The 26499-nt window shown below is 71.2% G+C and carries 30 protein-coding genes; 8 read left to right on the forward strand and 22 right to left on the reverse strand.

Going from position 1 to position 26499, the window contains the following annotated elements:
• Positions 1 to 74 precede the first annotated feature (74 nt).
• Positions 75 to 908, reverse strand: a complete 834-nt coding sequence (locus ACQPY0_RS04900; protein ID WP_432985289.1) for a RecB family exonuclease — start codon at positions 906 to 908, stop codon at positions 75 to 77.
• Positions 909 to 933: 25 nt separating this feature from the next.
• Positions 934 to 1551 (reverse strand): MarC family protein, encoded by a 618-nt coding sequence (locus tag ACQPY0_RS04905; protein WP_432985292.1) that lies wholly within the window; start codon positions 1549 to 1551, stop codon positions 934 to 936.
• 115 nt (positions 1552 to 1666) lie between these two features.
• Here ACQPY0_RS04905 and ACQPY0_RS04910 point away from each other — a divergent pair, with 115 nt between their 5' ends.
• Positions 1667 to 2911, forward strand: a complete 1245-nt coding sequence (locus ACQPY0_RS04910; protein ID WP_432985295.1) for a glycoside hydrolase family 18 protein — start codon at positions 1667 to 1669, stop codon at positions 2909 to 2911.
• A 27-nt stretch (positions 2912 to 2938) separates the two neighbouring features.
• Here ACQPY0_RS04910 and ACQPY0_RS04915 read toward each other — a convergent pair whose 3' ends face one another.
• From ACQPY0_RS04915 to ACQPY0_RS04940, 6 genes are all read right to left on the reverse strand, one after another.
• Positions 2939 to 3709 (reverse strand): TetR/AcrR family transcriptional regulator, encoded by a 771-nt coding sequence (locus ACQPY0_RS04915; protein ID WP_432985298.1) that lies wholly within the window; start codon positions 3707 to 3709, stop codon positions 2939 to 2941.
• Positions 3706 to 4554, reverse strand: coding sequence for a PHP domain-containing protein (locus ACQPY0_RS04920; protein WP_432985301.1), 849 nt, complete (start codon positions 4552 to 4554; stop codon positions 3706 to 3708). The genes ACQPY0_RS04915 and ACQPY0_RS04920 overlap by 4 nt, the downstream gene beginning before the upstream one ends.
• 20 nt (positions 4555 to 4574) lie before the next feature.
• Positions 4575 to 5768: a hypothetical protein gene (locus ACQPY0_RS04925; RefSeq protein WP_432985304.1), complete on the reverse strand. Its 1194-nt coding sequence runs from the start codon at positions 5766 to 5768 to the stop codon at positions 4575 to 4577.
• A 17-nt stretch (positions 5769 to 5785) separates the two neighbouring features.
• On the reverse strand, positions 5786 to 6454 hold the full coding sequence (locus ACQPY0_RS04930) for a SigE family RNA polymerase sigma factor (RefSeq protein ID WP_432985307.1): 669 nt from the start codon (positions 6452 to 6454) through the stop codon (positions 5786 to 5788).
• Positions 6455 to 6556: 102 nt separating this feature from the next.
• Positions 6557 to 7444, reverse strand: coding sequence for a PH domain-containing protein (locus ACQPY0_RS04935; protein ID WP_432985310.1), 888 nt, complete (start codon positions 7442 to 7444; stop codon positions 6557 to 6559).
• Positions 7445 to 7449: 5 nt separating this feature from the next.
• Positions 7450 to 7608 (reverse strand): hypothetical protein, encoded by a 159-nt coding sequence (locus tag ACQPY0_RS04940; protein WP_203853873.1) that lies wholly within the window; start codon positions 7606 to 7608, stop codon positions 7450 to 7452.
• A 239-nt stretch (positions 7609 to 7847) separates the two neighbouring features.
• On the opposite strand from ACQPY0_RS04940, the gene ACQPY0_RS04945 reads away from it, so the two are divergent.
• Positions 7848 to 8696, forward strand: a complete 849-nt coding sequence (locus ACQPY0_RS04945) for an IS5 family transposase (RefSeq protein WP_432985314.1) — start codon at positions 7848 to 7850, stop codon at positions 8694 to 8696.
• 22 nt (positions 8697 to 8718) lie between these two features.
• On the opposite strand, the gene ACQPY0_RS04950 is transcribed toward ACQPY0_RS04945, so the two are convergent.
• From ACQPY0_RS04950 to ACQPY0_RS04970, 5 genes are all read right to left on the reverse strand, one after another.
• On the reverse strand, positions 8719 to 9408 hold the full coding sequence (locus tag ACQPY0_RS04950; protein ID WP_432985317.1) for a DUF6758 family protein: 690 nt from the start codon (positions 9406 to 9408) through the stop codon (positions 8719 to 8721).
• Between the two features lie 19 nt (positions 9409 to 9427).
• The gene (locus tag ACQPY0_RS04955; protein ID WP_432985320.1) at positions 9428 to 10051 is read right to left on the reverse strand and encodes a TrmH family RNA methyltransferase; all 624 of its coding nucleotides are present in this window, start codon (positions 10049 to 10051) and stop codon (positions 9428 to 9430) included.
• Positions 10052 to 10245: 194 nt separating this feature from the next.
• The gene (locus ACQPY0_RS04960; RefSeq protein ID WP_432985323.1) at positions 10246 to 10746 is read right to left on the reverse strand and encodes a hypothetical protein; all 501 of its coding nucleotides are present in this window, start codon (positions 10744 to 10746) and stop codon (positions 10246 to 10248) included.
• Between the two features lie 698 nt (positions 10747 to 11444).
• Positions 11445 to 12203: a DUF695 domain-containing protein gene (locus tag ACQPY0_RS04965; RefSeq protein ID WP_432985326.1), complete on the reverse strand. Its 759-nt coding sequence runs from the start codon at positions 12201 to 12203 to the stop codon at positions 11445 to 11447.
• Between the two features lie 25 nt (positions 12204 to 12228).
• Complete coding sequence (locus tag ACQPY0_RS04970; protein ID WP_432985329.1) at positions 12229 to 12723, reverse strand: MaoC family dehydratase; 495 nt, start codon at positions 12721 to 12723, stop codon at positions 12229 to 12231.
• Between the two features lie 285 nt (positions 12724 to 13008).
• Between ACQPY0_RS04970 and ACQPY0_RS04975 the strand changes: the two genes are divergently transcribed.
• Both ACQPY0_RS04975 and ACQPY0_RS04980 read left to right on the forward strand, forming a co-directional pair.
• Complete coding sequence (locus ACQPY0_RS04975; protein WP_432985332.1) at positions 13009 to 13443, forward strand: hypothetical protein; 435 nt, start codon at positions 13009 to 13011, stop codon at positions 13441 to 13443.
• Positions 13440 to 14360 carry an MFS transporter permease gene (locus ACQPY0_RS04980; protein ID WP_432985335.1) on the forward strand — a complete coding sequence of 307 codons (921 nt, stop codon included), beginning with the start codon at positions 13440 to 13442 and terminating at the stop codon, positions 14358 to 14360. The genes ACQPY0_RS04975 and ACQPY0_RS04980 overlap by 4 nt, the downstream gene beginning before the upstream one ends.
• Before the next feature lie 409 nt (positions 14361 to 14769).
• On the opposite strand, the gene ACQPY0_RS04985 is transcribed toward ACQPY0_RS04980, so the two are convergent.
• Together ACQPY0_RS04985 and trxA are read right to left on the reverse strand one after the other, a co-directional pair.
• Positions 14770 to 16752, reverse strand: coding sequence for an intein-containing Rv2578c family radical SAM protein (locus tag ACQPY0_RS04985; RefSeq protein ID WP_432985338.1), 1983 nt, complete (start codon positions 16750 to 16752; stop codon positions 14770 to 14772).
• Between the two features lie 62 nt (positions 16753 to 16814).
• The gene (trxA, locus tag ACQPY0_RS04990) at positions 16815 to 17219 is read right to left on the reverse strand and encodes a thioredoxin (protein ID WP_432985341.1); all 405 of its coding nucleotides are present in this window, start codon (positions 17217 to 17219) and stop codon (positions 16815 to 16817) included.
• A gap of 131 nt (positions 17220 to 17350) precedes the next feature.
• On the opposite strand from trxA, the gene ACQPY0_RS04995 reads away from it, so the two are divergent.
• Entirely contained in the window at positions 17351 to 17737 is a 387-nt protein-coding gene (locus ACQPY0_RS04995; RefSeq protein ID WP_432985344.1) for a thiol-disulfide oxidoreductase DCC family protein, read from the forward strand.
• 31 nt (positions 17738 to 17768) lie between these two features.
• Here the strand turns inward: ACQPY0_RS04995 and ACQPY0_RS05000 are convergent, their stop codons facing one another.
• Positions 17769 to 18341, reverse strand: a complete 573-nt coding sequence (locus ACQPY0_RS05000; protein ID WP_432985347.1) for a TetR family transcriptional regulator — start codon at positions 18339 to 18341, stop codon at positions 17769 to 17771.
• Between the two features lie 257 nt (positions 18342 to 18598).
• Here ACQPY0_RS05000 and ACQPY0_RS05005 point away from each other — a divergent pair, with 257 nt between their 5' ends.
• On the forward strand, positions 18599 to 21415 hold the full coding sequence (locus tag ACQPY0_RS05005; protein ID WP_432985350.1) for a glycoside hydrolase family 9 protein: 2817 nt from the start codon (positions 18599 to 18601) through the stop codon (positions 21413 to 21415).
• Here ACQPY0_RS05005 and ACQPY0_RS05010 read toward each other — a convergent pair.
• Genes ACQPY0_RS05010 through ACQPY0_RS05020 form a run of 3 tightly spaced genes read right to left on the reverse strand, consistent with a single transcriptional unit; the run spans position 21396 to position 24712 of the window.
• Entirely contained in the window at positions 21396 to 23441 is a 2046-nt protein-coding gene (locus ACQPY0_RS05010; protein WP_432985353.1) for a hypothetical protein, read from the reverse strand. The genes ACQPY0_RS05005 and ACQPY0_RS05010 overlap by 20 nt on opposite strands.
• Positions 23442 to 23468: 27 nt before the next feature.
• The gene (locus tag ACQPY0_RS05015) at positions 23469 to 24284 is read right to left on the reverse strand and encodes an oxygenase MpaB family protein (protein WP_432985356.1); all 816 of its coding nucleotides are present in this window, start codon (positions 24282 to 24284) and stop codon (positions 23469 to 23471) included.
• Positions 24281 to 24712, reverse strand: coding sequence for a Fur family transcriptional regulator (locus ACQPY0_RS05020; protein WP_432985359.1), 432 nt, complete (start codon positions 24710 to 24712; stop codon positions 24281 to 24283). Before ACQPY0_RS05020 ends, ACQPY0_RS05015 begins: the two co-directional genes overlap by 4 nt.
• 120 nt (positions 24713 to 24832) lie before the next feature.
• On the opposite strand from ACQPY0_RS05020, the gene ACQPY0_RS05025 reads away from it, so the two are divergent.
• A complete protein-coding gene (locus tag ACQPY0_RS05025; protein WP_432985362.1) occupies positions 24833 to 25315 on the forward strand; it encodes a DUF2231 domain-containing protein in 483 nt (160 codons plus the stop codon).
• Positions 25316 to 25319: 4 nt separating this feature from the next.
• On the opposite strand, the gene ACQPY0_RS05030 is transcribed toward ACQPY0_RS05025, so the two are convergent.
• Both ACQPY0_RS05030 and ACQPY0_RS05035 read right to left on the reverse strand, forming a co-directional pair.
• Positions 25320 to 25622 (reverse strand): translation initiation factor 2, encoded by a 303-nt coding sequence (locus ACQPY0_RS05030; protein WP_432985365.1) that lies wholly within the window; start codon positions 25620 to 25622, stop codon positions 25320 to 25322.
• Positions 25623 to 25733: 111 nt separating this feature from the next.
• A complete protein-coding gene (locus ACQPY0_RS05035) occupies positions 25734 to 25871 on the reverse strand; it encodes a hypothetical protein (RefSeq protein ID WP_432985368.1) in 138 nt (45 codons plus the stop codon).
• 86 nt (positions 25872 to 25957) lie between these two features.
• On the opposite strand from ACQPY0_RS05035, the gene ACQPY0_RS05040 reads away from it, so the two are divergent.
• Positions 25958 to 26140, forward strand: coding sequence for a hypothetical protein (locus ACQPY0_RS05040; protein WP_432985371.1), 183 nt, complete (start codon positions 25958 to 25960; stop codon positions 26138 to 26140).
• Positions 26141 to 26182: 42 nt separating this feature from the next.
• Here the strand turns inward: ACQPY0_RS05040 and ACQPY0_RS05045 are convergent, their stop codons facing one another.
• A complete protein-coding gene (locus tag ACQPY0_RS05045) occupies positions 26183 to 26497 on the reverse strand; it encodes an FmdB family zinc ribbon protein (protein ID WP_432985374.1) in 315 nt (104 codons plus the stop codon).
• Positions 26498 to 26499: the final 2 nt, after the last annotated feature.

Here is a 26499-nt window from a genome sequence, read left to right on the forward strand (position 1 = left end):
CCACGACGCGGGAGGGCTCGGTCAGCAATCCGAGCGTGCCGGCCTCGATCCCGAACCTCATCCCGCGCCCAATTTCATTCGATTGCGGCCCAGGGATCCTTGGCGGCGGCGGAGGACCCCTCGGGGCAGACCTTCCGGTAGTCGCACCACGAGCAGATCGGCCCGGCCATCGGCGGGAACGCCGAGTCGGCGTCGGCGCCCCCGGCCAGTGCCTCCTCGGCCGCCACGATGTCCGCCGCCGTCTCCTCCGCCCGCCTGAGGTGCCGCTCCAGCGACTCCGGCGTGTGTTCGTGCGCGGCGACGGTGCCGGTGGGCAGGTGGTGCAGTTCAACCCGCCGGCAGGCCTTGCGGAACACGCGAGCGCTGGCGATCGCGTAGAGGGCCAACGCCCGCGACCCCCGGGCGTCGTCGGCCGAGACCCCGCCCCGGCCGGTCTTGTAGTCGACGATGACCAGCTCGGAGCCGCGCTGATCGATCCGGTCCACCCGCCCCGACAGCGCAAGGGTCTCGGTCCGCGCCGCAACCGTCCGCTCCACCCCCACCGGCTCCTCGGCCGGGTCGAGCGAGTCCACATAGGACTCAAGCCAGTCCAGGGCCCGCCGGTACACCTCCCGCTCCTGTGCTTCGTCCCGATACCCCTCGCGCACCCACGTCGCCTTGAGCAGCGCCGGCAGCGCCGCGGTCGTGCGGCGGCCGGGATCGAGGGCATACCAGTTCTTCAGGGCCGTGTGCACGGAGGCACCCAGCGAGTTGTGCGCCCACGGCGGCCCCTTCTGCGGCGCGGGCCGCTCGACGTAGGAATACCGGTAGCGGCGCGGACAGTCCTCGTAGCTGCCCAGCTTGCTGGGCGTGCAGGTGAACAGCCGCCGAGGTGTCGCGAATAGACCCAACTGCTCCACGCCCAGCATCCTGCCACCGGGGTACGACAAAAGTTCAATGCGGCGAGTGCAGGTACGTCGTCACGAACGCCCCGATCGCGTCGGCCAGCAACTGCACGGCGATCGCGGCCACCAGCAGACCGGCGATGCGGGTGAGGACCTCGATACCGCTCGGCCGCAGGAGGCGCACGAGCACGCCGGAGAAGCGCAGCACGAGGTACACGACAAGCATCACGGCGATGATCCCCACCGCGATCGCGGAGTAGCCGGAGAACGTGTGCGCCCGCCGCACGAACAGCATCGTGGCGACGATCGCGCCGGGGCCGGCCAGCAGCGGCGTGCCGAGCGGGACCAGCGCGACGTTGGAGGTCACCTCGTGGCGGGGGCCGTCGGTCTTGCCGGTGAGCAGTTCCAGGGCGACCAGGAGCAGCAGCAGGCCGCCGGCGCCCTGCAGGGCCGGCAGCTCGATGTGGAGGTAGCCGAGGATCTGCCGGCCCAGCAGCGCGAACGCCACGATCACGCCGAGGGCGAGCAGCACGGCCTGCAGGGCCGCGCGGTGGCGATGGGCGCGCTCCATCTGGCCGGTGAGGGCGAGGAAGATCGGCACCGCCCCCGGCGGGTCCAGGATGACGAGGAGAGTCACGAACACTTCACCCAGAAGCTTCAAATCCACGACCGGAATTGTCGGACCAGGCCCGTATCGAGCGGATACCTGGGTCTTGACGTTGCCGGAGCGCACCCCTACGTTGCGGAGGGAACAGCAAACTTTCCTTACAGATGGAGGGTTTATGGGCAAACGCAGGCTCCTGGCGGGGGTTGCGGCCGCGCTGGCGGCGACGTCGCTGGCCCTCGCGCCCGGGACGGCGGCGGGCGCCCACGGCGCCTCGCACCAGGACCAGTTCAAGCGCGTCGGGTACTTCATCCAGTGGGGCATCTACGGCCGCCAGTACTTCGTGAAGAACCTCGAGACCAGCGGCCAGGCCGCGCGTCTGACGCACATCAACTACGCCTTCGGCGGTGTCGACGCGAGCGGCAAGTGCGTCTCGGCCGACCCGTGGGCCGACTACCAGCGCCCGGTCTCGGCGCAGGAGAGCGTCGACGGCGTCGCCGACGCGGCGGGCCAGCCGCTCGCCGGCAACTTCAACCAGCTCAAGAAGCTCAAGGCCAAGCACCCCGGCCTCAAGGTCCTCATGTCGCTGGGCGGCTGGACGCTGTCGGCCAACTTCTCCGACGCCGCGCTGACCGACGCGTCGCGCCAGGCGCTGGTGAAGTCGTGCATCGACACGTTCATGTCGACCGGCGTGTTCGACGGCTTCGACCTCGACTGGGAGTGGCCCGGCTCCGAGGGCAACGCCGGCAACGTGATCCGCCCCGAGGACAAGCAGAACTTCACCAAGCTCGTCGCGGAGTTCCGCAAGCAGCTGGGCAAGAAGGCCACGCTGACCGCGTTCCTCCCGGCCGCCCCCGCGAAGATCGACGCCGGCTTCGAGGTGAACAAGATCTTCAAGTACCTCGACTTCGGCTCGGTCCAGGGCTACGACTACCACGGCACCTGGGAGACCACCACCAACCAGCAGTCCGCGCTGTTCGTGCCGCGCAAGGCGCCCACGACGCCGGACTTCAGCGCCGCGAGCTCGCTCAAGGCGTGGACCGACCGCGGCGCGTCCAAGCGGCAGCTCGTGCTCGGCGTGCCGTACTACGGCCAGGGCTGGACCGGCGTGACCAACGCCAACAACGGCCTGTTCCAGCCGGCGACCGGACCGGCGCCGGGCACGTGGGCGGCGGGCAACGAGGACTACAAGGTCCTCGCCACGCTGCCGCAGCAGGGCTACAAGGTCCACCACGACCTCGTGGCCGGCCACGCCTGGTTGTTCAACGGCACGACGTTCTGGACGTTCGACGACCCGATCGTCGTGGCCCAGAAGGGTCTGTACGTCCGCCTCGCCGGCTACGGCGGCGCGATGATCTGGTCGCTCGACGGTGACGACGCCAACGGCACGCTCACCAAGACGATCTACACGACCCTGCACTGACAGCGAGACCCGAAGGGCCGTCCCGCACTACGCGGGGCGGCCCTTCGGCATGAACAGCGCGATGCCGTCCAGCACCCGCTCCAGCCCGAAGGCGAAGGCACGCGCGGGGTCCCCGGCGCCGTACTCCTCGCCGGCCGCCTGCCCCACCCGCGCCGCGGTCGGGAAGCGGGCCGGGTCGAGTACCTCGGCGAGCAGTGGCGACCATGCCGCCCACCACTCCGTCTCGCTCTGCCCGGTGCGCTGCTCGGCCTGGTCGGCCAGGACCGCGGCCCGCACGGCGCCGGTGACGTAGTTGAGCACCAGGCTCAGCAGCAGGTCGCTGTCGACCTCGCGCACGCCGGTGCCCTCGAAGGAGCGCAGCTCGAAGTCGTACTTCGCGATCGTGTTCGGCCCCAGCACCGGCCGGCTGGTCGCGACCTGCAGCAGCCAGGGGTGGCGGCGGTACAGCTCCCAGTTGTTGCGGGCGACCTCGCCGAGCCGCTCCCGCCAGCCCCGGGCCGCGTAGTCGTCGCGGACCGCCTCGCCGCTGACCGCGTCGACCATCACGTCGAGCAGTTCGGCCTTGCTCGGCACGTAGGTGTACAGCGACATCGCCGTCACCCCCAGCTGCTCCGCGACCCGCCGCATCGACACGGCGGCCAGCCCCTCGGCGTCGGCCAGCGCCACCGCGACCGCGACGATCCCCGGCACGGTGAACTTGGGCCGCGGCCCGCGCCGGGCGGCCGGGGCCGGCGCCCGCCCCCACAGCAGGTCGATGCTGCGCCGCGGGTCGCCGGCGCCGCTGTACTCGGTGCTCACCCCACCACGTCGCTTCCGTGCCCGGCCGCGACGATGCGCTCCAGCACATCGGGGGCGGTGGTGCGGGCGCCGAGCCGCACGGTCTTGTTGCTGCCGTGGTAGTCGCTGCTGCCGGTCGTGACCAGCCCGAGCCGGTCGGCCAGCGCGTGCATTTCGGCCTGCTCACCCGGGCTGTGGTCGGTGTGGTCGGCCTCCAGCCCGAACAGCCCGGCGCCGGCCATCTCGACGATCAGTTCGTCCGGCACGACCGGGCCGCGCACGCTGGCCCGCGGGTGGGCGAAGACCGGCACCCCGCCCGCGCCCCGGACGAGCCGGAGGGCGGCGAAGACGTCGAGGTCCTCCTTCGGCACGCGGTAGCGCCGGCCGAGCCACTGTGGCTCGAACGCCTCGGTCACCGAGCCGACCAGGCCGCGGCGGATGAGGGCCTGGGCGAGGTGCGGGCGGCCGACGGTGCCGCCGGCGGCGTCCTGCAGCACCTCGTCCCAGGTGATGTCGATGCCGTCGGCGTAGAGCATCTCGACCATCCGCTCGGCGCGGGTCTCGCGGGACATCCGCACCCGGGCCAGCTCGGTGGACAGTGCCGGGTCGGTGGGGTCGAACAGGTACGCCAGCAAGTGCAGCCCGATCGGCCACGGAGCACCGTGCCACCGGCACGAGATTTCCGCCCCCGGCACGAGGGTGAGCCCGGCCGGCCGGGCCTCGAACGCGGCCGGCCAGCCGAGAGTGGTGTCGTGGTCGGTCAGCCCGAGGACGTCGAGCCCGGCGGTGGCCGCCTCGGCGACCAGCTCGGCCGGTGTCGAGGTGCCGTCGCTCGCCGTGGAGTGGGCGTGAAGATCGATCCGCACGCTCCCAGCCTATAGAGGCGCTATTGGGCGGTGAGCGGCTCGATGAGGACGACCCCGTCGCTCTCCTGGTCCAGCTGCTCGACATTGTCGGCCTTGCCGGTCGGGTCGAGCTTGAGGAACTTGTTGCCGTTGTCGACCACGAACGTCTTCGCGTTGAGCCAGACGGTCTTGTCGGTGACGGCGAGCTTCCACAGCTTTGGCTTGCCACCGTCGAACACCGTGGTCAGGTCGAGGATCGCGACCTGACCGGCCCCGGCGACCGGGTAGGCCAGCCAGCGCCCGTCGGGCGAGATCCGGGCCCCGCCCTTGGTCGCCATCGGCAACCCGCAGAACTTCTTCGCGATCTTGAACGGCTGGTCGAACAGCAACTGGGCCAGGCACATCTGGGTGTCCGGGGACACCGCCGCGATCTCGGCATAGACGCCGAGGTTGTCGGGCGTGCCGCCGAAGACCCGCACGACGGTCTTGTCCCAGGTCTGGCTGTATTTGCGCTCGGTGTGCCAGACGTCGAAGCCCTTGTCGTCGTTGCTCATGACCAGGTTGGTGCCGACGAACGTGACCGGCTCGGTGTTCGGCGGCACGTCGGTCGAGAGGCCCTTGGCGATCTTCTTGTTGTCCTGGTTGCTGCGGGTGCCGACGTTCATCTGGCCCTGCGATGCCCACGCCACCGTGCTGCCGTCCTTGGCCACGGTGATGTTGGTGGCGTCGTCGACCAGGACCTGCTGCTGCTCGTTGTCGTCCTGCAGGACGAGCTGCTTGTCGCCGTCGGGCTGGGTGTTGACCACCAGGTAGCCGTCCTTGGCCTGGTAGGCCGCCGTGACGGTGCTCTTGGCCGGCAGCTGGAGCCGGACCTTGGTGGCGGCCTGCGCGCTGGGCCCGATCGCGGTGACCTCGTGCATCTCCGGCGGGGCGACCGGGGCGGTCGAGGTGCCGACGACGGAGGGGCGCTGCTCGGGGCTGCCCTGGGCGACCGGCCCGGGTGACTGCGGCGAGCCGGTCGGCGTGCCCGTGGTCAGGGTGTGCACGACCGCGACCGACGCGGCGGCGAAGGCGACGAACCCGGACAGCCCGGTCACCGCGGCGCGCCGTCGCCGGCGGACCCGCGCGGCGCCCCGGATGGCGACGTCGGCGACCCCGTCCAGCGACGACAGCGACCCGGGCGGGGGGTCGCCCGCCTTGGCCGCGAATGTCTCGCGGAGCTCGTCTTCCAGCATGATCGTCACGTCCCCAGTCAGACTTCCACCGGCTCTTCGACCACGGTGTCCGCGGGTAGAAGCGCCTCAGCCTCGGCAAAAGGTTGTTCCGGCTCTTCAAGAGCCGGAACACTCACAGCGGTCAGGGCGGGGGCGGGGTCGGTCGGGGGGCGGGCCGGCTGGGTCCGGGTCTGGGTCTTGGGGCGGACGCCCTCGGCGCCGAGCTTCTCGCGCAGCGTCGCCAGGGCGCGGGAGGTCTGGCTCTTGACCGTGCCGACGGAGACGCCGAGCAGGCGGGCGGTCTCGGCCTCGGACTGGTCCTCGTAGTAGCGCAGCACGAGCACGGCCCGCTGCCGGCTGGGCAGGGCGCGCACGTGCCGCCACATGGCGTCGCGCTCGAGGGTCTCCTCGATCTGGTCGGCGGCGGTGCCCTCGGGCAGGATCTCGGTGGGGCGCTCGCCGTGCCAGCGCCGCCGCCACCAGCTGGTCGCGGTGTTGACGAGGACGCGGCGCGCATAGGGCTCGACGGCCTCGATGTGCCCGAGCCGCTTCCAGGCCAGGAAGGTCTTGGTCAGCGCGATCTGGAGGAGGTCCTCCGCGGTCGCCCAGTCGCCGGCCAGCAGGTAGGCCGTGCGCAGCAGCGCCTTGGAGCGGAGCCCGACGAACTCACGGAAGTCTTCTTCGCGGAAACCTACGTCGTCCGGCACCGGCCGTCCCCTCCCCCTCCGCCCACGTACGTAGACGCCATGAAGGGTCCGTCCGGTTGCGTCCCTGGCGAGGTTCTCAGGTAATTCCCAGCGGCGGGCCGCTCAGGTGCCGTCGTCCTCGCCGCCCGCCGGTCGGCTCAGGCGCGCCTCGACCGCCTCCGGCTCGTACATCTCCTCGACGATGCGCAGATAGAGCTCGTTGGGGTTGGGCAGGTTGCGGATGTTGCGCAGCGCCTGATCCTGGCCGGCGGACTCGAGCTCGAAATGCCCATATCCGAACATGCGGCCGGTCAATGACTGCACGTATTTCATGTCCGTGACCCGCGACAGCGGCATCATTGCCACATTTCGCGTGAAAATGCCCGACACGACCATGACCCGCTTGTTGGTGAGGATGAAGCGGTCGTACCACCAGTCGGCGACCTTCCACGCGCACCACAGGACCACGGCCGCCCAGATCACCACCACGGCGGTGCGCAGCTGCTCCTGGCCGTGCTTGGTGAGCCAGCCGGCGATGTAACCCATCGCGACCGTCGCGCTGATCGCGATCAGGCCCTCTTTCGCGAGCTGCACCCAGTGCCGCTTCCATTCACCGCGGAATTTCTCCGTCGGGAAGAGATAGCGCGAGGCGTGCCGGCTCGCCTCGTCCTCCAGGGGCGCCATGCGGCTGCCGGGCGGGACCGACGGTGCGGCCTCCCCGCCCTGGAGCCGGGCGAACTCGTCCTGGGAGAAGGTCGGCGGGGCGCTGTCATACTGCGGGGCACTCGAGCCGCGCGCGTGCGCACCGTCGGTGAGGGGGTCCGCATACGCTTCGGAGATGAAGTCGTCGCCGTCCGTGGTGTATTCGGCCCGTGGTGCGGCGTCGTCGGTCGGCACGCTGTAGGAATCCGGGAGGAACTCCGGCCGCGCGCGGGGGATCGGCTCCGTGTCCCGGTCCTGAAAACGCCGGGAGTTCGGGTCGTTCTCGGGGGGCTCGGCGCCGGTGGACATCGGCGTCAGGCAACCAGGCTGGAGAAGAAGTCGCCAAATCCGGTGGCGATGTCCATGATGCCGCCGCCGATGGACTTGAACACCTCGGCGGCCGACTGCGGCCTATATGCCACGAAGAAGATGAGGAAGGCAATGCTTCCCCAGGTGAGGACCTTCTTGACCATCGCCGTCAATCCCCTCCCCGCGGCGTTGCGCACCAACGCCCCGGCCAACTCAGCGTATCAGCTGCGCGGCTCAGGGTGCACTAACGCCGCGCCGGAGCCATCGGCCCGCAGCCCGATCCTAGGCCGTGTTTCAAACGTGGGTTTGGTGTGAGGAAGTCTCGGCGCGTCGTTGATCGATAGACGGCGAGGTCTCCGGTAGTTGGTTCTTCGACCAAGACGACCATCAGCACGGAGACCTCGTGGCCAGCGTAGCGGTGACGAGGTGGTTCGACCTGTCCGACGCGCAGTGGGCGAAGCTGGAGCCGCTGCTGCCGCGGGGTAAGAAGGCAGGCCGGCCGCCGAAGTGGAGTAAACGGCAGCTCGTTGACGGGATTCGGTGGCGGGTCCGGGTCGGCTCACCGTGGCGGGACGTGCCGGCCTGCTACAGGCCCTGGCAGACCGTCTACGGACTGTTCCGCCGCTGGCAGCGCGCCGGTGTCTGGCAGGGCATCGTCACCAGGCTGCAGGCCGACGCCGCCGGGCTGATCACCTGGGACGTCAGCGTGGACTCCACGATCGCCCGGGCGCATCAGCACGCCGCCGGCGCCCGCCGCGACGGTGACCTGCAGCGAGAGCCGCCGGGCGGCGTCGACCCGGAGCCGGCCGACCATGCCCTCGGCCGGTCCCGCGGCGGGCTGACCACGAAGATCCACCTGGGGTGTGAACAGGGGCAGAAGCCGCTGTCGATCGTTGCTGACCGCCGGGCAGCGCGGGGACAGCCCCAGTTCACGGTCGTGCTGGACGGCATCCGGGTGTCGCGGCTGGACGGTGGCCGGCCCCGCACCCGCCCGGACCGGGTCCTGGCCGACAAGGCCTACACGTCACGGGCGAACCGCCGCTACCTGCGCCGGCGCGGGATCAAGGCGACCATCCCGAGCAAGGCCGACCAGGACGCCAACCGGCGCAAGCTCGGCTCGAAGGGCGGCCGCCCACCAGCCTTCGACCCCGAACGCTACCGGCAGCGCCACGCGGTGGAGTGCGGCATCAATCGACTGAAACGCCACTGTGCGATCGCGACCCGGTACGACCTAGCTAACCACGAGCTATGAAACAGGCCTTAGTCGCGGCTGTCTACGCCTGGCCGGCCTGGCCGTGAAGATACGGCGACGGCGCGCCGTAAACGAGTTGGGCCGGCACGTCGTCGCAGAGATCGTGCAGGTCGAGCTCCTCCTCGAGGAGATAGCCGGCCGCGGCGGGCCACGTGACGATGTAGAGCCACATGCCGGCCGCCTCGCCGACGTACACGGTCCGGTCCTCCGGCGACTTCGCCATCCACAGCGGGGTCGGCCACCCGGCGGCCCGGACCTTCGCGTGCGCGGTCATGGTGGCGAGGTCGCCGTCGAAGAACGTCCCCGGATCGGTCCCCGGAATGCCGGCGAACCGCGTGCCGAGCCCGATGCCCGGCTCCTCGGCGATGATGACGGCGTCGGCCGGCCCGTGCTCGACCGGCCCGGGCCCGCTGCAGGCCAGCGCCGTGGCCCGGACCCCGGAGCGCTCGTCGCCGACCCAGCCCAGCCCGGTGACCGTCCACCCGCTGGGCAGCGGCCACGGGCACCACAGCGGGGTGGGTCGTTGCTCCCCGGCCCGCTGGGCCGCGGCGATCAGCTTGGTTCTGGCCGCGTCCGCGATCTCGGGTCCGATGTGCTGCGCGACGTGCAGCGGCAGCACCGCGCCGTCCGTGTCGCAGCGCCACTCGGAGTGCATGAGGTCCGGCGGCCGCACCGGACCACCACAGCGGGGACAGCTGATCGCGACGCCCATGTACCCACGGTAAAGCCGATCAGGGGTTTCCGACCCCGTACTGGCGGATCCAGGTATGCATGGCGATACCGCTGGCGACGCCCGCATTGATGGAACGCGTGGAGCCGTACTGCGCGATCGAGTACACCGCGCCGCAGGCCGCCCGGGCCGGCTCGGACAGCCCCGGCCCTTCCTGGCCGAACAGCAGCACACACCGCCGCGGCAGCTCGGCCCGCTCCAGCGGCCGCGCCCCCGGCAGGTTGTCGATCCCGATCAGGGGCAGCCGCTGCGCCGACGTCCAGGCCAGAAACGCCTCGACGTCAGGGTGGTGGCGGATGTGCTGGTAGCGGTCGGTGACCATGGCCCCGCGCCGGTTCCACCGCCGACGCCCGACGATGTGCACCTCGGCGGCGAGGAACGCGTTGGCGTTGCGTACGACGGTGCCGATGTTGAGGTCGTGCTGCCAGTTCTCGACGGCCACGTGGAAGGGGTGCCGCCGCGTGTCGAGATCGGCGACGATCGCCTCGAGCCGCCAGTAGCGGTAGCGGTCGACGACGTTGCGCCGGTCACCGTCCGCGAGCAGCTGCGGGTCGTAGTGTGGCTCGGACGGCCAAGGGCCTTCCCAAGGCCCGACCCCGACCGCAAGCTCGATCTCCGGTTCCATTTGCGGCGACGGTACCGCACCCGCTCGTCCGGCCCCGAACCTCCACGTCCGGCCCCCACTGGAGTCCGCTTTCAGGCGCCCGGTTCGCTCACGAACCGGTCGGGGCGTTCGCTGGAGGCCGGCCGAGTGAGAAGGTTTGCCCAGCCCACCCGACCGGCGCCAGCGGCGCGCCGCGTTCCTGCCCCCGCCCGGGTTCAGCGGCCGAGGGCGCGCGCCAGCTCCTGTGCGATCCCGTTGACGAGCCGCCGCTCCGCCAGCTGGATCTCCACCCCGCCCAGCCGGATCCATCCGCCCTGCCAGGCGGCCCGCCCGACGCTGGCGGCGATGTCCATCAGCCACTCCCCGTACGCGAGTGCGCTGTCCGTCCCCAGCCGCTCGGCCAGCAGCCGCACCGCGCACCCGCACTCGGCCAGCACCGCGTCCGGCTGCACGTTCCCGCTGTCGATATCCTCGTCCGTGAGCTGCTCGGAGAAGATGGCGGCCACCACCCCGCGCACGAGCAGCGCCCGGGACCGCTGACCGGCGGCAATGGCCTCCACCCCGGCGACGGCGTCGACGTCCCTGTCCCCGGCACAGGCCACGACCAGCACGGCACGCGGCAGCCGGACGAGCAGCTCCCACTCCTGCCGCCGCAACGGCAGGTCGACGCCGACGGCCGGACGCCCGACCGGGCCGGAAGCACGCTCGCTCGGCATGGCAACCTCCCACTGCCGAGCGTATGCCGAAAAATCCGCCGATAGCGCCTTTTCGCCCGCGCCAACAGGTCGCGACCGCCCGATATGCCCGATCAGTCAGGCACCGCGAGTCCGGAACGCGTGTCGAAGGCCCACGGCGGGGCCGGTGCCTGCGACGCGGTGCGTGAGCAGCCGCGGCCCCGGCTCGTTTGTGAAGGCCCGCGGCGGGGCCGGTGCGTGCGTTGCGGGCTCAAGTCGACGGGTGGGCGGCCGTGGCCTCGGCTCGCTTTGTTGAAAGCCCGCGGCGGGGCCGGTGCGTGTGTTGCGGGCTCAAGTCGACGGGTGGGCGGCCGTGGCCTCGGTTCGTTTGTTGAAGGCCCGCGGCAGGGTCGGTGCCTGCGACGCGGTATGTGGGCGGCCGCGGCCTCGGCTCGCTTTGTTGAAAGCCCGCGGCAGGGCCGGTGCGTGTGTTGCGGGCTCAAGCTGACGGGTGTGGGCAGCCGTGGCCTTGGCTCGTTTGTTGAAGGCCCGCGGCGGGGCCGGTGCCTGTGTTGCGGTCTCAAGTCGACGGGCGGGGGCGGCCGCGGCCCCGGCGCGCTGTGGGTCGCTGGCGGAGCCGCGGACAACAGGCGCCCCGGCCTGCCCACGGTGCGGTATGGGTCACGGGAGGCCCCGGCTGTGCGAGCAGCGGCCGGAGCCGGAGCCCGTCGCGGCCGGGGTCAGGCCTGGACCATGCAGCCCCAGCCGTCGTAGATGCCGTCGTGGGACTCGACGACGCCGCGCACTTTCCAGGTAACCTCGTGCAGGGCCGGCGGCTCGACGGAGTCGCGGCGGATGGCCTGTAGGACGAAGTCGCCCTCGTCGCCCCGTTCGACCGTCACCGCGAACCCGTCCTCGCGCAGCGCCTGGGCCGACGCCTCGGCCCGGTCCGGGTCCGGGAAGTAGGCCAGGAACTCCACCGCCCGCGGGGTGCTCAGGCGGTCGCCGTGGGCCTCGAGCTCCTGGACCACCTGGTTGTCGTCCATGATGTTGCGCTGCCACGCGTCCGGGGTCAGCTCCTGACGCACGCGCGTCCAGCCCGGATCGCTCACCAGTGACGTCTGCGGGGTCAGTCCGGCTATCGGGGGCAGCGGCGGCGGAATCGAGTCCGCTGGGAGGTGGCCGGTGATCCGGCCCGCGTTGTCGGACAGCACGCGGCCGACCAGTGCGCCGCCGGCCGAGCGGAGGACCTGACGCACCGCCGCGTCCAGTTCGTGAATGGCGGACAGCTCGGGCGCGGCCGGCATGCCGCTCGCGCCGTCGCCGGCGTAGGTGAACTCGACGTCGTACCGCTGCGGGAACCTCGCGACCGGGGCGGCCTCGACGGCGCCGAGATCGATGTTGTACATCGCCAGGTGCTCGCCCACTTCGCCCGGGTAGACCGCCCAGCGCTCGACCCATGCCGGGTCCCGCCCCAGCAGCCTGCGGAGCAAACCCACGCCGTCCTCCTTGACGCTTAGGCCCTCACGATTTCGGCTCCGGGAAGCTGGGCGCCTCCGGGCCCGCGTGCGATTTCTTCGGCACCATCACGCGGCGCTTGAACACGCAGACGAGGGTGCCGTCCTGCTTGTATCCCTTGGTCTCCACGGTCACGACGCCGCGGTCGGGCTTGGACTGCGACTCGCGCTTGTCCAGCACGACGGTCTCGCCGTAGACGGTGTCGCCGTGGAAGGTCGGGGCCGTGTGCCGCAGCGACTCGACCTCGAGGTTGGCGATGGCCTTGCCGGACACGTCGGGGACGGACATGCCGAGCAGGATCGAGTAGATGTAGTTGCCGACCACCACGTTGCGCTGGAAGTCCGTCTGGGTCTGCGCGTAGTGGGCGTCGAGGTGCAGCGGGTGGTGGTTCATGGTCAACAGGCAGAACAGGTGGTCGTCGGACTCGGTGACCGTCTTGCCGGGCCAGTGGCGGTAGACCGCACCGATCTCGAACTCCTCGAAGTATCGGCCGAACTGCATCTTCGCCCCCTCTGTCAGGTGTCTGGGCAGCATGCCGGGCCGGTTCGCGCGCTCGATAGAGGATCCGGGCAAGTGTGAGAAAACGCAGCGAGCGGCGGGGCTCTTCCTGGCGCCCGCCGCCCACGCTCTGTGGTGAGTATCTTGGTACCCCACCCCCGCCCGTCGCAACGCTCCGTATAGAGACGCGCGTCACAGTCTGCCGAAGATGAGCGCGCCACTACGCATTGTGATTGGTATCTCGCTACGGAGAGTGATCTGTTGGCCGTGCGGTAAAGTACGGCGCCGATGGAAGGGTTGACCACTCGGGGGCGCGTGGCGCGGGTCGTGGCGACGCTGGTCGTCGCCGCTCTGACGCTGGCGGGCACCTTCTTCGCCGACGACACGGTGTTCCCGTTCGCGCCGTTCCGCATGTTCTCGACCGCCGACAACCCGGACGAGCCGGTGCTGGTGCTGCGCACCGACGGCGTCGACACGACCGGGCGCCGGTTCGAGCTCAACGAGCGCAACGCCGGGGTGCGGCGGGCCGAGATCGAGGCGCAGATCGAGCGCTTCAAGGCCGACCCGGCGCTGCTGCGCTCGGTGCAGGAGTCCTACACCGCGCGCAACCCCGGCAAGCCCCCGCTCGTCGAGGTGGACATCGTCGAAGTGGCGCACCATCTGCGCCACGCGCAGCCGACGGGGGAGATCACCGAGAAGGTTCTGGCGAGGTACCACCCGTGACGCGCTGGCTGTTCGCCCCGGTGCCGAAGGCGCGCATCGCCGCCTTCCGCACGCTGGTCTACGTTTTCATCCCCCTCGACCTGGTGTTCTTCAGCGCCTGGATCAAAAGCCACGGCAACCTGCCCGGCGACCTGTACCAGCCGCTGGTCGTCGGCCGGCTGCTGCACCTGCCCACGCCGACCCACCTGCTGGTCAACTCGATCTACTACGCGCTGATCCCGCTGTCGCTGCTCGCCGCGACCGGCCGGGCGCACCGGCTGCTCGGCTGGACGGTCTTCGCGCTGTACTTCGAGTGGATGGTCATCGCGATGAGCTACGGCAAGATCGACCATGATCGGTACGCGATCCTGGTCGCCCTGGCCGTCCTGCCCACCGCCGGCCGCGCCCGCCACGGCGATGAGACCCCGAGCGAGGCGGGCGGTTTCGCGCTGCGGGTCACGCAGATCGGCGTGATCGCCACGTATTTCCTGGCCTCGATCGCCAAGCTGCGCTACGGCGGCCTGGCCTGGCTCACCGGCGCGACGCTCACCCGCTCGTTCATCCGCCGCGGCACGGTGGCGGCACAGTGGCTGCTGAAGATCCCGTACTTCACGACGGTGTCGCAGTTCGGCATCGTGGGCTTCGAGATCTTCAGCCCGATAGTGTTCTTCGTGAAGCCGAAGTTCCGCTACGCGATCGTGGCGGGCTTCTACGTCTTCCACCTGCTGACATTCAGCCTGATCACGATCTCGTTCATCCCGCACCAGATCGCGATGGCGTCCTTCCTGCCCCTGGAGAAGATCACCCCGATCAAGTGGGCCCGCCGCCTGCGCTCCACCCCGCCGAAGCCGTCCGAGCCAGAGCCGACCGCCCCCGGCTCAACAAATCTGGCCGGCCCAGCACCGCGCCGCACGCTCGACCCCGGCCCAGGCGTCTGACCGGAGCGACAACCGTCCTGACGGCCTCGGCCGGTCCGGGGGCCGCAGCGCTTGTCGGACCCGGCCGAGGCGTCTGACGGGAGCGACAACCGTCCTGACGGCCTCGGCTGGTCCGGGGCTGCGGCGTTTGTCGGACCTGGCCCGGCGTTTGATGGGAGTGGCGGCCGTCCTGACGGCCTCGGCTGGTCCGGGGCTGCGGTGCTTTGGACCTGGCCCCGGCGGCTGACGGGGGCGGCGGCCATCCCGGCGGATCTGGCTGTCGGGGGCGCGGCGCATGCTGGACGCCGTCCGGGGTGTCTGATGGGAGCGGCGGCCGTGCTGATGAATCTGGTCGGCCCGGCACTGCGGCGCACGCTCGACCAGGGCCCAGGCGTCTGATGGGACCGGAGTCCCCGAATGCTCCTCGCCGCTACAGCAGGGTCACCTGCTCCGCCGTGTCCTTCGGGGGTGGCTGTGGCGCCGGGTCCGGCGGGCCCATCCGTGTTGTGCCCGTGCCGCCGGTGGTCATCCCGTGGCGGCGGGCCGCGAGGCGGACGCGGGCCGTGATCTCGCGCTGGTAGGGCTGCGGCGCGTATGACCCGTTGCCGTAAAGCTCGCTGTAGCGCGGCGCGAGGTGCGGGTGCTCGCGAAGCAGCCAGGAGCGATACCACTCGCGGGCGCCCGGGCGCAGGTGCAGCACCAGTGGGACGATGCTGGCCGCGCCGGCCGCTGACAGGGCCGCGACCGTGGCGTCGATGGAGTCCTGGGTGTCGGTCAGGCCGGGCAGGATCGGGGCCATCAGGACGCCGACCGCGAAGCCGTTGTCCGACAGGCGGCGGATGGCGTCCAGACGGCGTAGCGGGCTCGGGGTGCCGGGCTCGACCGTGCGCCACAGGGTCTCGTCGAGGAAGCCGACCGACATCGACAGGCTGACCCGCGTCACCTCGGCGGCTTGGCGCAGCAGGTCGAGGTCGCGGGTGATCAGGGTGCCCTTGGTCAGGATCGAGAACGGGTTGGCATGGTCGCGCAGGGCGGCCAGGATCTCGCGCATCAGGCGATAGCGGCCCTCGGCGCGCTGGTAGACGTCGACGTTGGTGCCCATGGCCAGGTGGGCGCCGGACCAGGTGCGGGCGGAGAGCTCGCGGTGCAGGACCTCGCCGGCGTTGACCTTGACGACGATCTGCGAGTCGAAGTCGTGGCCGGCGTCGAGGTCGAGGTAGGTGTGGGTGTGGCGGGCGAAGCAGTTGTGGCTCACCACCCCGTTGGCGATGAAGTCGCCGGTGCCGGTGGTGATGTCATACATCGGCACGTCGACGCCCAGCGGCTCGATCGCCGTCACGCGCAGCGACTCGTCGCCGCGGACCAGGTCGCCCTCGGGGCCGCCGACCATGCGGGCCGGGGCGAAGAGCCGGCCGAACCGGACCCGCTCGCGGACGCCCCCGAGGAGCCGGACACCCTGGAAGTCCTCGTCCGCGGCGGTGGCGAAGCCGAGGCGCTCCAGGCACTCGACGAGCCAGTCGACGACCACCTTGTCGACCACGTCGAAGCGGGGCAGGCCGCCCGCCAGGACGCCGGCGGCGTCATAAAGCCCGGCGACGAACCCCTGGCGCCAGGCCCGCTCCGGCGCCTGCGGCCAGTCGAGCACGGTGCTCGCGTCGCGGACGCTGGCGCCGGCGAACTCGCGCGGGTCGCCGCCGGCCAGGGCGTGCAGGCCGCCGAGGGCCGCCGCGTATTCGTCCGCGCGCCGCCGCACCGCCTCCGGCACCGGCGAGGCGTGGCCGTCGCCGTTGACGAAGCCGCAGAGATATCCCCGCCGGTAGGCCGGCGCGCCCACCGCCGGGGCGGCCGGCAGCACGCCGAACCCGGCGAGGCGGTTGGCGGTGGTCAGGTGCGGCCGGCGGCTGCGCCCGTGCCGGGCCCCGGTCACGTGCTTCCAGCCGCGGTCGGTGAGGAAGCGGTGCTCGCCCGAGGCCATCAGCGCGGTGCCGTCGGCGAGGGTGACCCGGTGGGCGGGCTTGACGGTCTGCCAGTGCGCGAGCACGCGGGTGGTCGTGTATCGCCGCAGCCGCCCGTCGCGCACGGTCCCGACGATCTCGTCGCCGACCCGCAGGTCCGAAAGCGGCCGGCTGGTGCCGTCGGCCATGAGGATCGCGGTGTCGCCGGTCAGGCAGTAGACGCACGCGTGGGAGCAGCCCCGATAGGGGTTGATGGTCCACTGGAACGGCACCCGGGAGGCGCCCGGCACCTTGTTGATCAGAGACTTGGCCTGCACCTCGTAGAAGGTGACGCCGCGGAACTCGGGAGTGTCGAAGGTCCGGGCGACGGCCCCGGGCAGCGCGAGCGGTAGCACTCGCGGCTGCCCGGGATCACCGGTGCCAGGACCGCCGGTCGCCTTGAGGTTGTCCCATCGCACGACTCAATTCGAACACGCGTACGAACGGGATGCAAGGCGCCCCGGCGGGCTACTACCTGGAGTTACGCCTTGGTTACCGAGCCGTCCGTGGCGGCGGACTCGGCGGCCGCCTGGGCCTCGGCGACCTTGGCCTTGACCTCGTCCATGTCGAGATCCCGGGCCTGCTGGATCAGCGACTCGAGAGCCTGCTGCGGCAGCGCACCGGGCTCGGAGTACAGCGCCACGCCGTCGCGGACGATCATCAGCGTCGGGATCGACCGGATGTTGAACTCGGCCGCGAGCGCCTGCTCGGCCTCGGTGTCGACCTTGCCGAACGTGATGTCCGGGTTGGCCTCGGAGACCCGCTCGTAGACCGGCGCGAACATGCGGCACGGGCCACACCACGAGGCCCAGAAGTCGACGAGGGTGATGCCCTCGCTGCCGATCTTCTCGGCGAAGTTCTCCGCGGTCAGCTCTACGGTTGCCATGCCTTCAGCTCCGATCCTTCATGGCGTCCATCGGGTATGCACCGTCATAACCAAATACCCCTTACCGGCATTCCCAACCCGGTGTCGGGGCTCACGCCCGCCGGTCGGGCGGGGTGCGGGATGATGAATGCGTGGAACGCCCGACTTTCGTGTTCGACGGTGACTGTGCCTTCTGTTCATCATGCGCCCGCTTCATCGAGCGGCGCATCAGGCCCGCCGCGGACGTCGTGGCATGGCAGTTCGCCGGCCTCGACGTGCTGGGCCTCACCGAGGAGCAGGTGAGCGCCGCGGTGTACTACGTCGACGCGCACCGGGTGAGCGCCGGCCCGGCCGCGATCGCCGACCTGCTGCGCCGCGCGGGGCTGGTGTGGCGCGCCGCCGGCGCCGTTCTGGGCCTGCGCCCCGTCACCGCGCTGGCGTGGCCGGTCTACCGCTGGGTCGCCCGCAACCGCCACCGTATGCCCGGCGGGACGGCCGCCTGCGCGCTTCCGCCGAACCACCCGGCCCGCGCCGCGTGATTTTCCTGACTGCGCCGGTCGCGGCCCGCCGTCAGGTGAAGGCGAGGGTGAAGCACTCCTCGACCAGGGCGTCGAGGTCCTCGTCGCCCGGGGTGGTGGCCCACCGGATCAGCGCCGTGTCGAAGGCGGCGAACGCCACCGCGACCAGGACCGACGGGCGGAGGTCGGTCGCCGGGTCGCTCGCCATGCGGCGGGCCAGCTCCTGCGTCATCGTCTGCTTCCAGGCGACCTGGCGCTCCAGGTAGCGCGCCAGCAGGGCCGGGGTCTCGACTGTCACGCGGGCCAGGCGCCGGGACTTCTGCGGGTGCTCCGAGAACTTGTCGGTGAAGACGCGCAGGGCCTGGCGCAGGGCCTGGTCCGGACGCTCCGGCTCGGGTCGTGACCGCAGGGCGGCGCTCAGCTTGCGGCCCAGGTCGCTCAGGAACTCGATGATGACGTCTTCCTTGGACTGGAAGTAGCGGAAGAACGTCCGGCGCGACACGCCCGCCGCCGCGGCCATCTGGTCGATCGTCGTCTCGTCGAAGCCCTGGAACGCGACCAGCTTCAGGGCGGCCTCGGCCAGTTCGTCGCGGACCAGCTGGCGCTTGCGTTCGGCCAGGCTCACCCGAGCAGTCTACGTTTCCGGCGGGCATTTCTGGCACCTGAGAGCGGAATTGACACTGAGTGCCAGGAGAGAGGCGTTCTGATACGCACCCCGCGACGAGGCCGCCGCCAAGCGCCTGTGGACGCTCTGGCAACAGCTGGCGGACGTGCAACTTTCAGGCGCTGACCTGCACCGATGGCGGCAATTCGCAGGCTTGCTTTCCGAAGGGCGGGCGGCGGCGGGTTCAATCCGACCAGCCGCCGCAGGGAGGGAAGTCGATGCGTAAACGAAGCAGGCTGCTGAGCGCGCTCGCGGCCGTGGGCATGACCGCGGCCGCCGCGCTCGGGGTCGCCATACAGCAGCCGTCCGCCCACGCCGCGCCCGCGTTCAACTACGCCGAGGCGCTGCAGAAGTCGATCTGGTTCTACGAGGCCCAGCAGTCGGGGCCGAAGCCGTCCTGGAGCCGGGTCGGCTGGCGCGGGAGCTCGGCGATGAACGACGGCTCGGACGTCGGGCTGAACCTCACCGGCGGCTGGTTCGACGCCGGCGACCACGTGAAGTTCGGCTTCCCGATGGCGTTCTCGACCACGATGCTGGCGTGGGGCGCGGTCGAGTACCGCGACGCGTACGTCCGCTCGGGCCAGCTCACGAACCTGGTGAACAACCTGAAGTTCGTCAACGACTACTTCATCAAGGCGCACCCGAGCGCCAACGTCCTCTACGGACAGATCGGCAGCGGCAACCCCGACCACGCCTGGTGGGGGCCGGCCGAGGTGATGCCGATGGCGCGCCCGGCGTACAAGATCGATGCCACCTGTGGCGGCTCGGACCTGGCCGGTGAGACGGCGGCCGCGATGGCCGCCTCCTCGATCGTGCTGCGCCCGACCGACCCCGCCTACGCCGACACCCTCGTGACGCACGCGAAGCAGCTGTACACCTTCGCCGACACGGTCCGCAAGAAGTACTCGGACTGCATCACCGACGCCGCGAGCTACTACAACTCGTGGAGCGGCTACAACGACGAGCTCGTCTGGGGCGCGATCTGGCTGTACCGCGCCACCAACGACAGCAGCTACCTCGCCAAGGCCGAGAACGGTTACGCCAACCTCAGCAACGAGAACCAGACCACCACGAAGTCGTACCGCTGGACGATCGCCTGGGACGACAAGTCGTACGGCTGCTACGTGCTGCTGGCCAAGCTCACCGGCAAGCAGCAGTACATCGACGACGCCAACCGCTGGCTGGACTATTGGACCGTCGGCGTCAACGGCGCGAAGGTGCCGACGTCGCCCGGCGGCGAGGCGGTGCTCGACAGCTGGGGATCGCTGCGGTACGCCGCGAACACCTCCTTCGCCGCGTTCGTCTACAGCGACTGGCTCACGGACGCGACCCGCAAGGCGCGCTACCACGACTTCGGCGTCCGCCAGATCAACTACATCCTCGGCGACAACCCGCGCAGCTCCAGCTACATGATCGGCTTCGGGGCCAACCCGCCGAAGAACCCGCACCACCGCACCGCGCACGGCTCGTGGACGGACAACATCAACGAGCCCGCGCAGTCCCGGCACACGCTCTACGGCGCCCTGGTCGGTGGCCCGACGGCGCCGAACGACACCTACACCGACAGCCGCAACGACTACACGATGAACGAGGTCGCCACCGACTACAACGCCGGGTTCACCAGCGCGCTGGCCCGCATGTACGGCGAGTACGGCGGCACGGCCCTGGCGAACTTCCCGGTCGCGGAGACCCCGGACGGGCCCGAGATGTACATCGAGTCCTCCATCAACGCCACCGGCCCCGGCTTCACCGAGGTCAAGGCGCTGGTCTACAACAAGTCGGCGTGGCCGGCCCGGGCGCTGACCCAGGGCTCCTTCCGCTACTACTTCACGCTCGAGGGCTCCACGACCCCGAGCCAGATCACGCTGACGAGCGCCTACAACCAGTGCTCGGCCCCGACCGGCCCGACGCTGGTCAGCGGCAGCACGTACTACGTGACCGTGAGCTGCGCCGGGCAGAGCATCGCCCCGGCCGGGCAGTCGGCGTGGCGCCGCGAGGTGCAGTTCCGCATCACCTCGGCCGGCACCTGGGACCCGTCCAACGACTGGTCGCTGCCGGCCGGCATCACCCAGGCGGCGAACAGCCACATGACGCTCTTCGACGCCGGCACGAAGGTCTGGGGCGACGCGCCGGGCTCCGGCCCGCTCGACACCACGGCGCCGAGCGCGCCGGGCAAGCCGGCGTTCACCGACGTCACGGCGACGGGCGCGACGGCGAGCTGGGCGGCCGCGACGGACAACGTGGGCGTGGCCGGCTACAACGTGTACGACGGCAGCACCCTGGTGGGCTCCAGCGCAACGACGTCGCTGGCGATCACCGGGCTGACCCCGTCGACCGCGTACTCCTTCACCGTCGTCGCGGTCGACACCTCCGGCAACGTCTCGCCCGCCTCGCCGGCCGGCACGGTCACCACGTCGGCGCAGACCGGCGACGTGACCCCGCCGACCAAGCCTGGCACCCCGGTCGCCTCCGGGATCACCTCGTCCGGCGCCACGCTCACCTGGGCGGCCTCGACGGACGCGGTCGGCGTCACCGGCTACGACGTGCTCCGCCTCGGCGGCCCGGCCGGCCCGGTCGTCGTCGCCACCGTGACCGGCACCACGGCCACCGTCACCGGGCTGAGCGCGAGCACCGCGTACCAGTTCGCGGTGCGGGCCAAGGACGCGGCCGGCAACCTCTCGACGGCGTCCGACCCGGTGTCGGTGACCACGACCGGCGGCTCGACGACCAAGTCGTGCTCGGCCACGTACAAGGTGACCAACCAGTGGGGCGACGGCTTCAACGGCGAGGTGACGGTCACCAACACCGGCACGACCGCGCTGTCCGGCTGGACCGTGACGTTCACGTTCCCCGGCAACCAGAAGGTCGCCAACGGCTGGTCGGGAGTTTGGAGCCAGTCGGGCGCCGCGGTCACCGTGGCCAACGCGGACTGGAACGGGACCCTGGCCCCGTCCGCGTCGGTCGCGCCAGGCTTCTCCGGCACCTACTCGGGCACCAACACGGCCCCGGCCACGCTCACGTGCACCGCACGCTGAGCCGATAGATCACAATGCCGCCGGCGGACCAGGCCAGCTCGGCCTGGTCCGCCAGGCGCGGGGACTCGCGGCCCTGCGCCCGGTCGACGAGGATCCAGCGCACCTTGCGGTCCCACAGCCAGCGCAGCCGCTCGGGCGTCGGCTCGTAGATCGCCAGGTCGTTGGCCTCCAGCCGGGCCGGGTCCCAGTACTGCGGGGCCGGTCCGACGCCCCGGCGGGCGGCCTGGATCGCGGCCGAGGAGGGGGAGTAGCCCCAGCTGCCCAGCAGTACCCGGCGCTCCGAGTAGGCCGAGATCCAGTACGCCAGGCTCTGGCGGGCCTGCTCGCCGGAGCCGACGCGGTGGACGTTCGTGGCCACGTACTCCTCCGGCGAGCTGTGCTCGCGTAGCCAGCGCGCTCCGGCCGCCTGCTCGGGGGTGACCCGCACGTGGTAGGCGGTGCCGAGGTTGGCGTGCTGCACGGCGTCGAACGGCAGCCCGGCGCCGCCGGCGAGGAGTACCACGGTCAGCGCCGCGAACCGGCTGCGGGTGGCCAGCGCGACGACGAGAACCAGGGCACCGAAGACATAGACCGGGAACACAGCGTCCCAGGGGCGGCGCACATGCGGTACCGATGCGAGAAAAGCGAACGCGGACAGCGCTGCGGCGCCGGTCAGGCCGGCGAGCAGGGCCCGGCGCGAGGTGTAGGCGCGGACCAGGCCGTCGGCGGACAGGATCGCGCCGAACGGGAAGCCGGCGATGGCGAAGAAGTGCTGGCCCCACGAGTTGTGCCAGACCAGCACGGCGGCGGCCAGGCCGGCCAGGGCGGCGCCGGCCAGGAAGCGCTCGACCGGGCCCCAGGGGCGCAGGGGGAACACCGCGCCCGCCAGCCGGGTACCCATCGCGATCGCGTAGGCGCCCAGGCCGGCGACGATCACCGCGGGGCGGCCGTGCGCGAAGTCGGCCATGATCCCGAACGGCGCCCAGGTCAGGCCGCCGCCCTCGCCCCCGTAGAGCACGCCGATCGCGAGCGCCTCCACGGCGAGCAGCACCAGCAACGGCCGCCCGGCGCGGCGCGGGCCGGCGCACAGCAGACCCGCGAGCGCCACCGGCAGCACCGTCGACTTCGCCCCGGCCACGCCCACCGCGAGCACGGCGAGCAGGGCCCAGGTGCGGGTGGTGTGCTCGCGCCGCAGCACCTGGACGAGCACCGTGATCAAGGGCATGGACAGCACGGAGGCGTACAGCACCGAGCGGCTCGACCAGGAGTAGTACGCCGTGATCGCGCCGAAGAACGCCGGTGCCCGGGCGGGCAGGACGGTCTCGCCGACGGTGTACATCAGCGCCGCCGCGACCGGGCCTGCCCAGGCGCGGCCGGTGACCCGCCAGGCCGCCACCGCCAGCAGCACGACCGCGAGCACGGCCAGCGCCGGCAGGTCGAGCCGGAACCACAGCACCGGCAGGTCGACACCGGTGAGGCGGCTCCCGGCGGCCAGGTGCGCGTAGGCGAACCAGTGGTAGGGCAGGCCCTCGTCGCCGAGCTCGGGGACGGCCAGCGGGAAGTGGTGCTTGAGGTCGGCGGCGACGGCCAGCAGGTTCAGCTGATCGATCATGTACTCGACCGGGGCGCTCGCCGGCACCGGCGGGTTGACGCGCAGGAAGGCCCAGGCCAGGTACGCCACGAAGCCCAGCGCGACCGCCGCCACGGACCAGCACCACGCCATGTTCGGTTTTGTCGGATACTTCGGAGTCTTCAGCTGCCGGCGCAGCAGGATGCCGGCCAGCAGCGGCCAGGCCCACAGGGCGTCTCCGGCGATCGCCAGCACCGCCGTCTCGGCGATGAGCCCGATCGCGGTGCCGAAGGCCAGGTCCTCGACCAGGCTGTGGGGGGCGCGTCTGAGCGCGCGGTAGATGAGGGTGCCCGGGGCGGTGACGGTGAGGGCGAGGTACGCGTAATATCGCGCGATATCGGAAATGTCGGTTTTGAGGGTGATGAGCAGTGCCGTCACGGCGGCGGTCACGGTGAGCGCCGGGAGCCAGCGGGTCACGCCCGGTTGAACGGGGTGCGGGCGGCTTTAGTTGCGCAGGCCGAGCCGTTTCATGGCCTGCTTGCGGGCGGGCGAGGAGATCCACTGCAGCGGCACCGTGCGCAGCAGACCGCCGACGACCCGCGCGTTGACCGAGGTCACCAGGTCGGTCGCGGGCAGGCTCGGCAGCCCGTAGAGCTTGCGGGCCCAGGACGGCAGCATCCCGATCGCCAGGGCCGAGACGCCGAGGGCGGCCCCGCGCACCGGGGTCAGGCCCAGACCGTACGGCAGCGGGGGCAGGGTCAGGAAGATCCCGGTCGCCGCCGAGTCCACGGTGAGCTCCAGCGCCGGGCGCATCGAGGAGTAGTAGGCGTCGACCTGCGCCACCGAGGCGGGGACGGTCGCCGGGTCGAGGCCGACCAGGGCGGCGGTGCGGGTCTGCTCCCGGAAGTACTCGTCGGCCTCCGCGGGCGTCAGGCGCAACCCGCCCCGGGTCGCCGCGGTCAGGAACGACTCGACCTCGGTGATGTGCACCCAGCGCAGCAGTTCGGGCTCGTCGATGCGGAACCGCTCGCCGGTGCGCCGGTCGACCGCGGTCATCCGGGCATGGATCGCGCGGACCCGCTTCCCGGCGCGCTCGGCCTCCTCCGTGGTGCCGTAGATCACGGTGGTCACGTACGTCGAGGTCCGTGCCAGGCGGCCCCAGGGGTCCTGGCGGTACCGGCTGTTCTGCTCGACGCCCGCGACCGCGCGCGGGTGCAGGGCCTGCAGGTAGAGGCTGCGCAGCCCACCGACGGTGACGATCGGCTCGCGGTGCACGCGCCAGGTGATCGAGTCGGGGCCGAACAGGCCGGCGTCGGTCACTGGGTTTCTTCGGCGTGCTTGAGCTGGCAGGCGGGGCACAGGCCCCAGAATGTGACCTCCGCCTCATCCAGCACGAAGCCGTGGGCCTGGGACGGGGCCAGGCAGGGCGTGTCGCCGACCGCGCAGTCGACGTCGGCGATCTCCCCGCAGCCCCGGCAGACGACGTGGTGGTGGTTGTCGCCGACCCGCGCCTCGTATCGCGCCGGGCTGCCGGCCGGCTCGATCCGCCGGGCCAGCCCGGCCCGCGACAGGGCGCTGAGCACGTCATACACCGCCTGGGTCGAGACCGTGTCCAGGCGCTGGCGCACCTGGGCCGCGATCTGCTCGACATCGAGATGGCCGCGGGAGTTCTCGAGGACCTCCAGCACGGCCAGCCGGGGTCGCGTCACTCGCAGACCCCGGGCGCGCAGCAGATCTTCACCCGACACATCTTCCATGAGAACACGCAGCCTGGAACCGTTCAAATGTTTCTGGGCTCTTGAACTTCTGACCCCTGCCGCGGGTACGCCACCCGCGGGGAGGATTCGTATTCGCAACGAGGAGGCTTCGTGTTCGATCGTGTCACAGGTATCCCGGCGCACCCGCTGTTCATCCACGCGGCAGTGGTGCTGGTGCCGCTGCTGGCGCTGGTCGCGGTGCTCTACGGGGTCTGGCCCGCGAGCCGGCGGCACGTGCGCTGGCCGCTCGTGGCGTTCGCGGTGGCCGCCCCGGTCTCGGTGTTCTTCGCCAAGGAGTCGGGCGAGTCGTTCACCAGCAACCGGGCGTTCCAGTCGCCGCAGATGAAGGCGCTGATCGCCGACCACGAGGGATACGCCGACAAGCTGTTCTGGGTGATCCTGGGCCTCACCGTGGTCGGGCTGGTCATGGCCTTCATGATCCCCGTGGCCGCCGGGGGTACCGCGCGGATCAAGGCCCCGGCCGCGGCGCACTGGGTGGCCGCCGGCCTCTCGGTCGTCCTGGCGATCGCGGCGGCGTTCTACGTGTTCAAGACCGGCGACACCGGCGCCCACATGGTGTGGGAGGGCTTCTGAGCCGTCAGAACAGCACCCGGCCGCAGAGGATCAGCAGCAGGACCACCAGCACGGCACCGGCGAAGATGCCCATGCCCTTGGTCAGGATCGTGGCCGCCTGCTCCTCGCGGTCGATGCGCTCGGTGTCCTGCTTCGGCAGGACGCGGGGCGTCGAGGGGCTCTCGACCACGGGCGGGCGCCAGCCGTGCGGCGGCGGGGTGCTGCGCGGCGCGCCGGTGTAGGGAGCGCTCTGCGGTGCGGCGGGCGCGGGCGGGGGAGCGGCCTCGGTGCCCTCGGGGGGCCGCCGCCAGTACGCGTCGTCGCTCACGACAACGACATTACCCACCGCCGGGGTGAACCCGGCGGTGGGCGGCCGGAGAACCGGAGAAGCCGCCGCCGGCCGACTGCGCCTCCACCGGCGAGGCCTGTGTCCTTGGTTTCAGTCCCCGCTGAGCTCGCGCAGCTCGGCCAGGGACATGGGGCGGGTCGCGTCGGGGTCCGGCTGGTCGAGGCGGAGGGTCTCCTGCTCGTCGGCCGGCGCGTCGGTGGTGGGCTCGGGCGTGGGGGGCTGTGTCATGCCGCCGAGTGTGACCTGTGTACCACGCAGGCGACTGTCGTCATTCGGCCACTTTCCGGCAAACTCCCGGGAGTAGTCTCGCTGCCGTGGCAGGTACGAACGGGTGGGCTCCCACCGATGAGCAGCGTGAAGTGAGCTTCGAGGACTTCGCCGACGAACTGGTCGTGCTCCCGGACCACACGACCGACGACACGGATGCGGGCTGGGGCGAGCGCGCGTCGACCAACGACGACCGCCTGCTCGCCGACCGGCCACCGCACTGGGACTGACCTGGCCAAAAAAGAAGCGCCCGGCGGAGCCGGGCGCTTCTTTCACGAAGACGTCGAGGTTGACGAGGTCGAGGAACTCGCCGCGGGCTTCGACTCGGACTTGGTCTCCGTCTTCGTCTCCGTCTTGGTCTCGGTCTTCGTGTCCGAGGACGGGGCCGAGGAGGAGGACGACTTGCCGGACGAGCGCGAGTCGGTGCGGTAGAAGCCCGAGCCCTTGAACACCACGCCCACCGCGGAGAACTGCTTGCGCAGCCGGCCCTGGCACTGCGGGCACTCGGTCAGCGACTCGTCGGTGAACGACTGCACCGCTTCCAGCTGGTGGCCGCACACCGTGCAGGCGTACTGGTAGGTAGGCACTG

This window comes from Dactylosporangium sp. CA-233914 (genome assembly GCF_050942935.1).
Lineage (GTDB): Bacteria > Actinomycetota > Actinomycetes > Mycobacteriales > Micromonosporaceae > Dactylosporangium.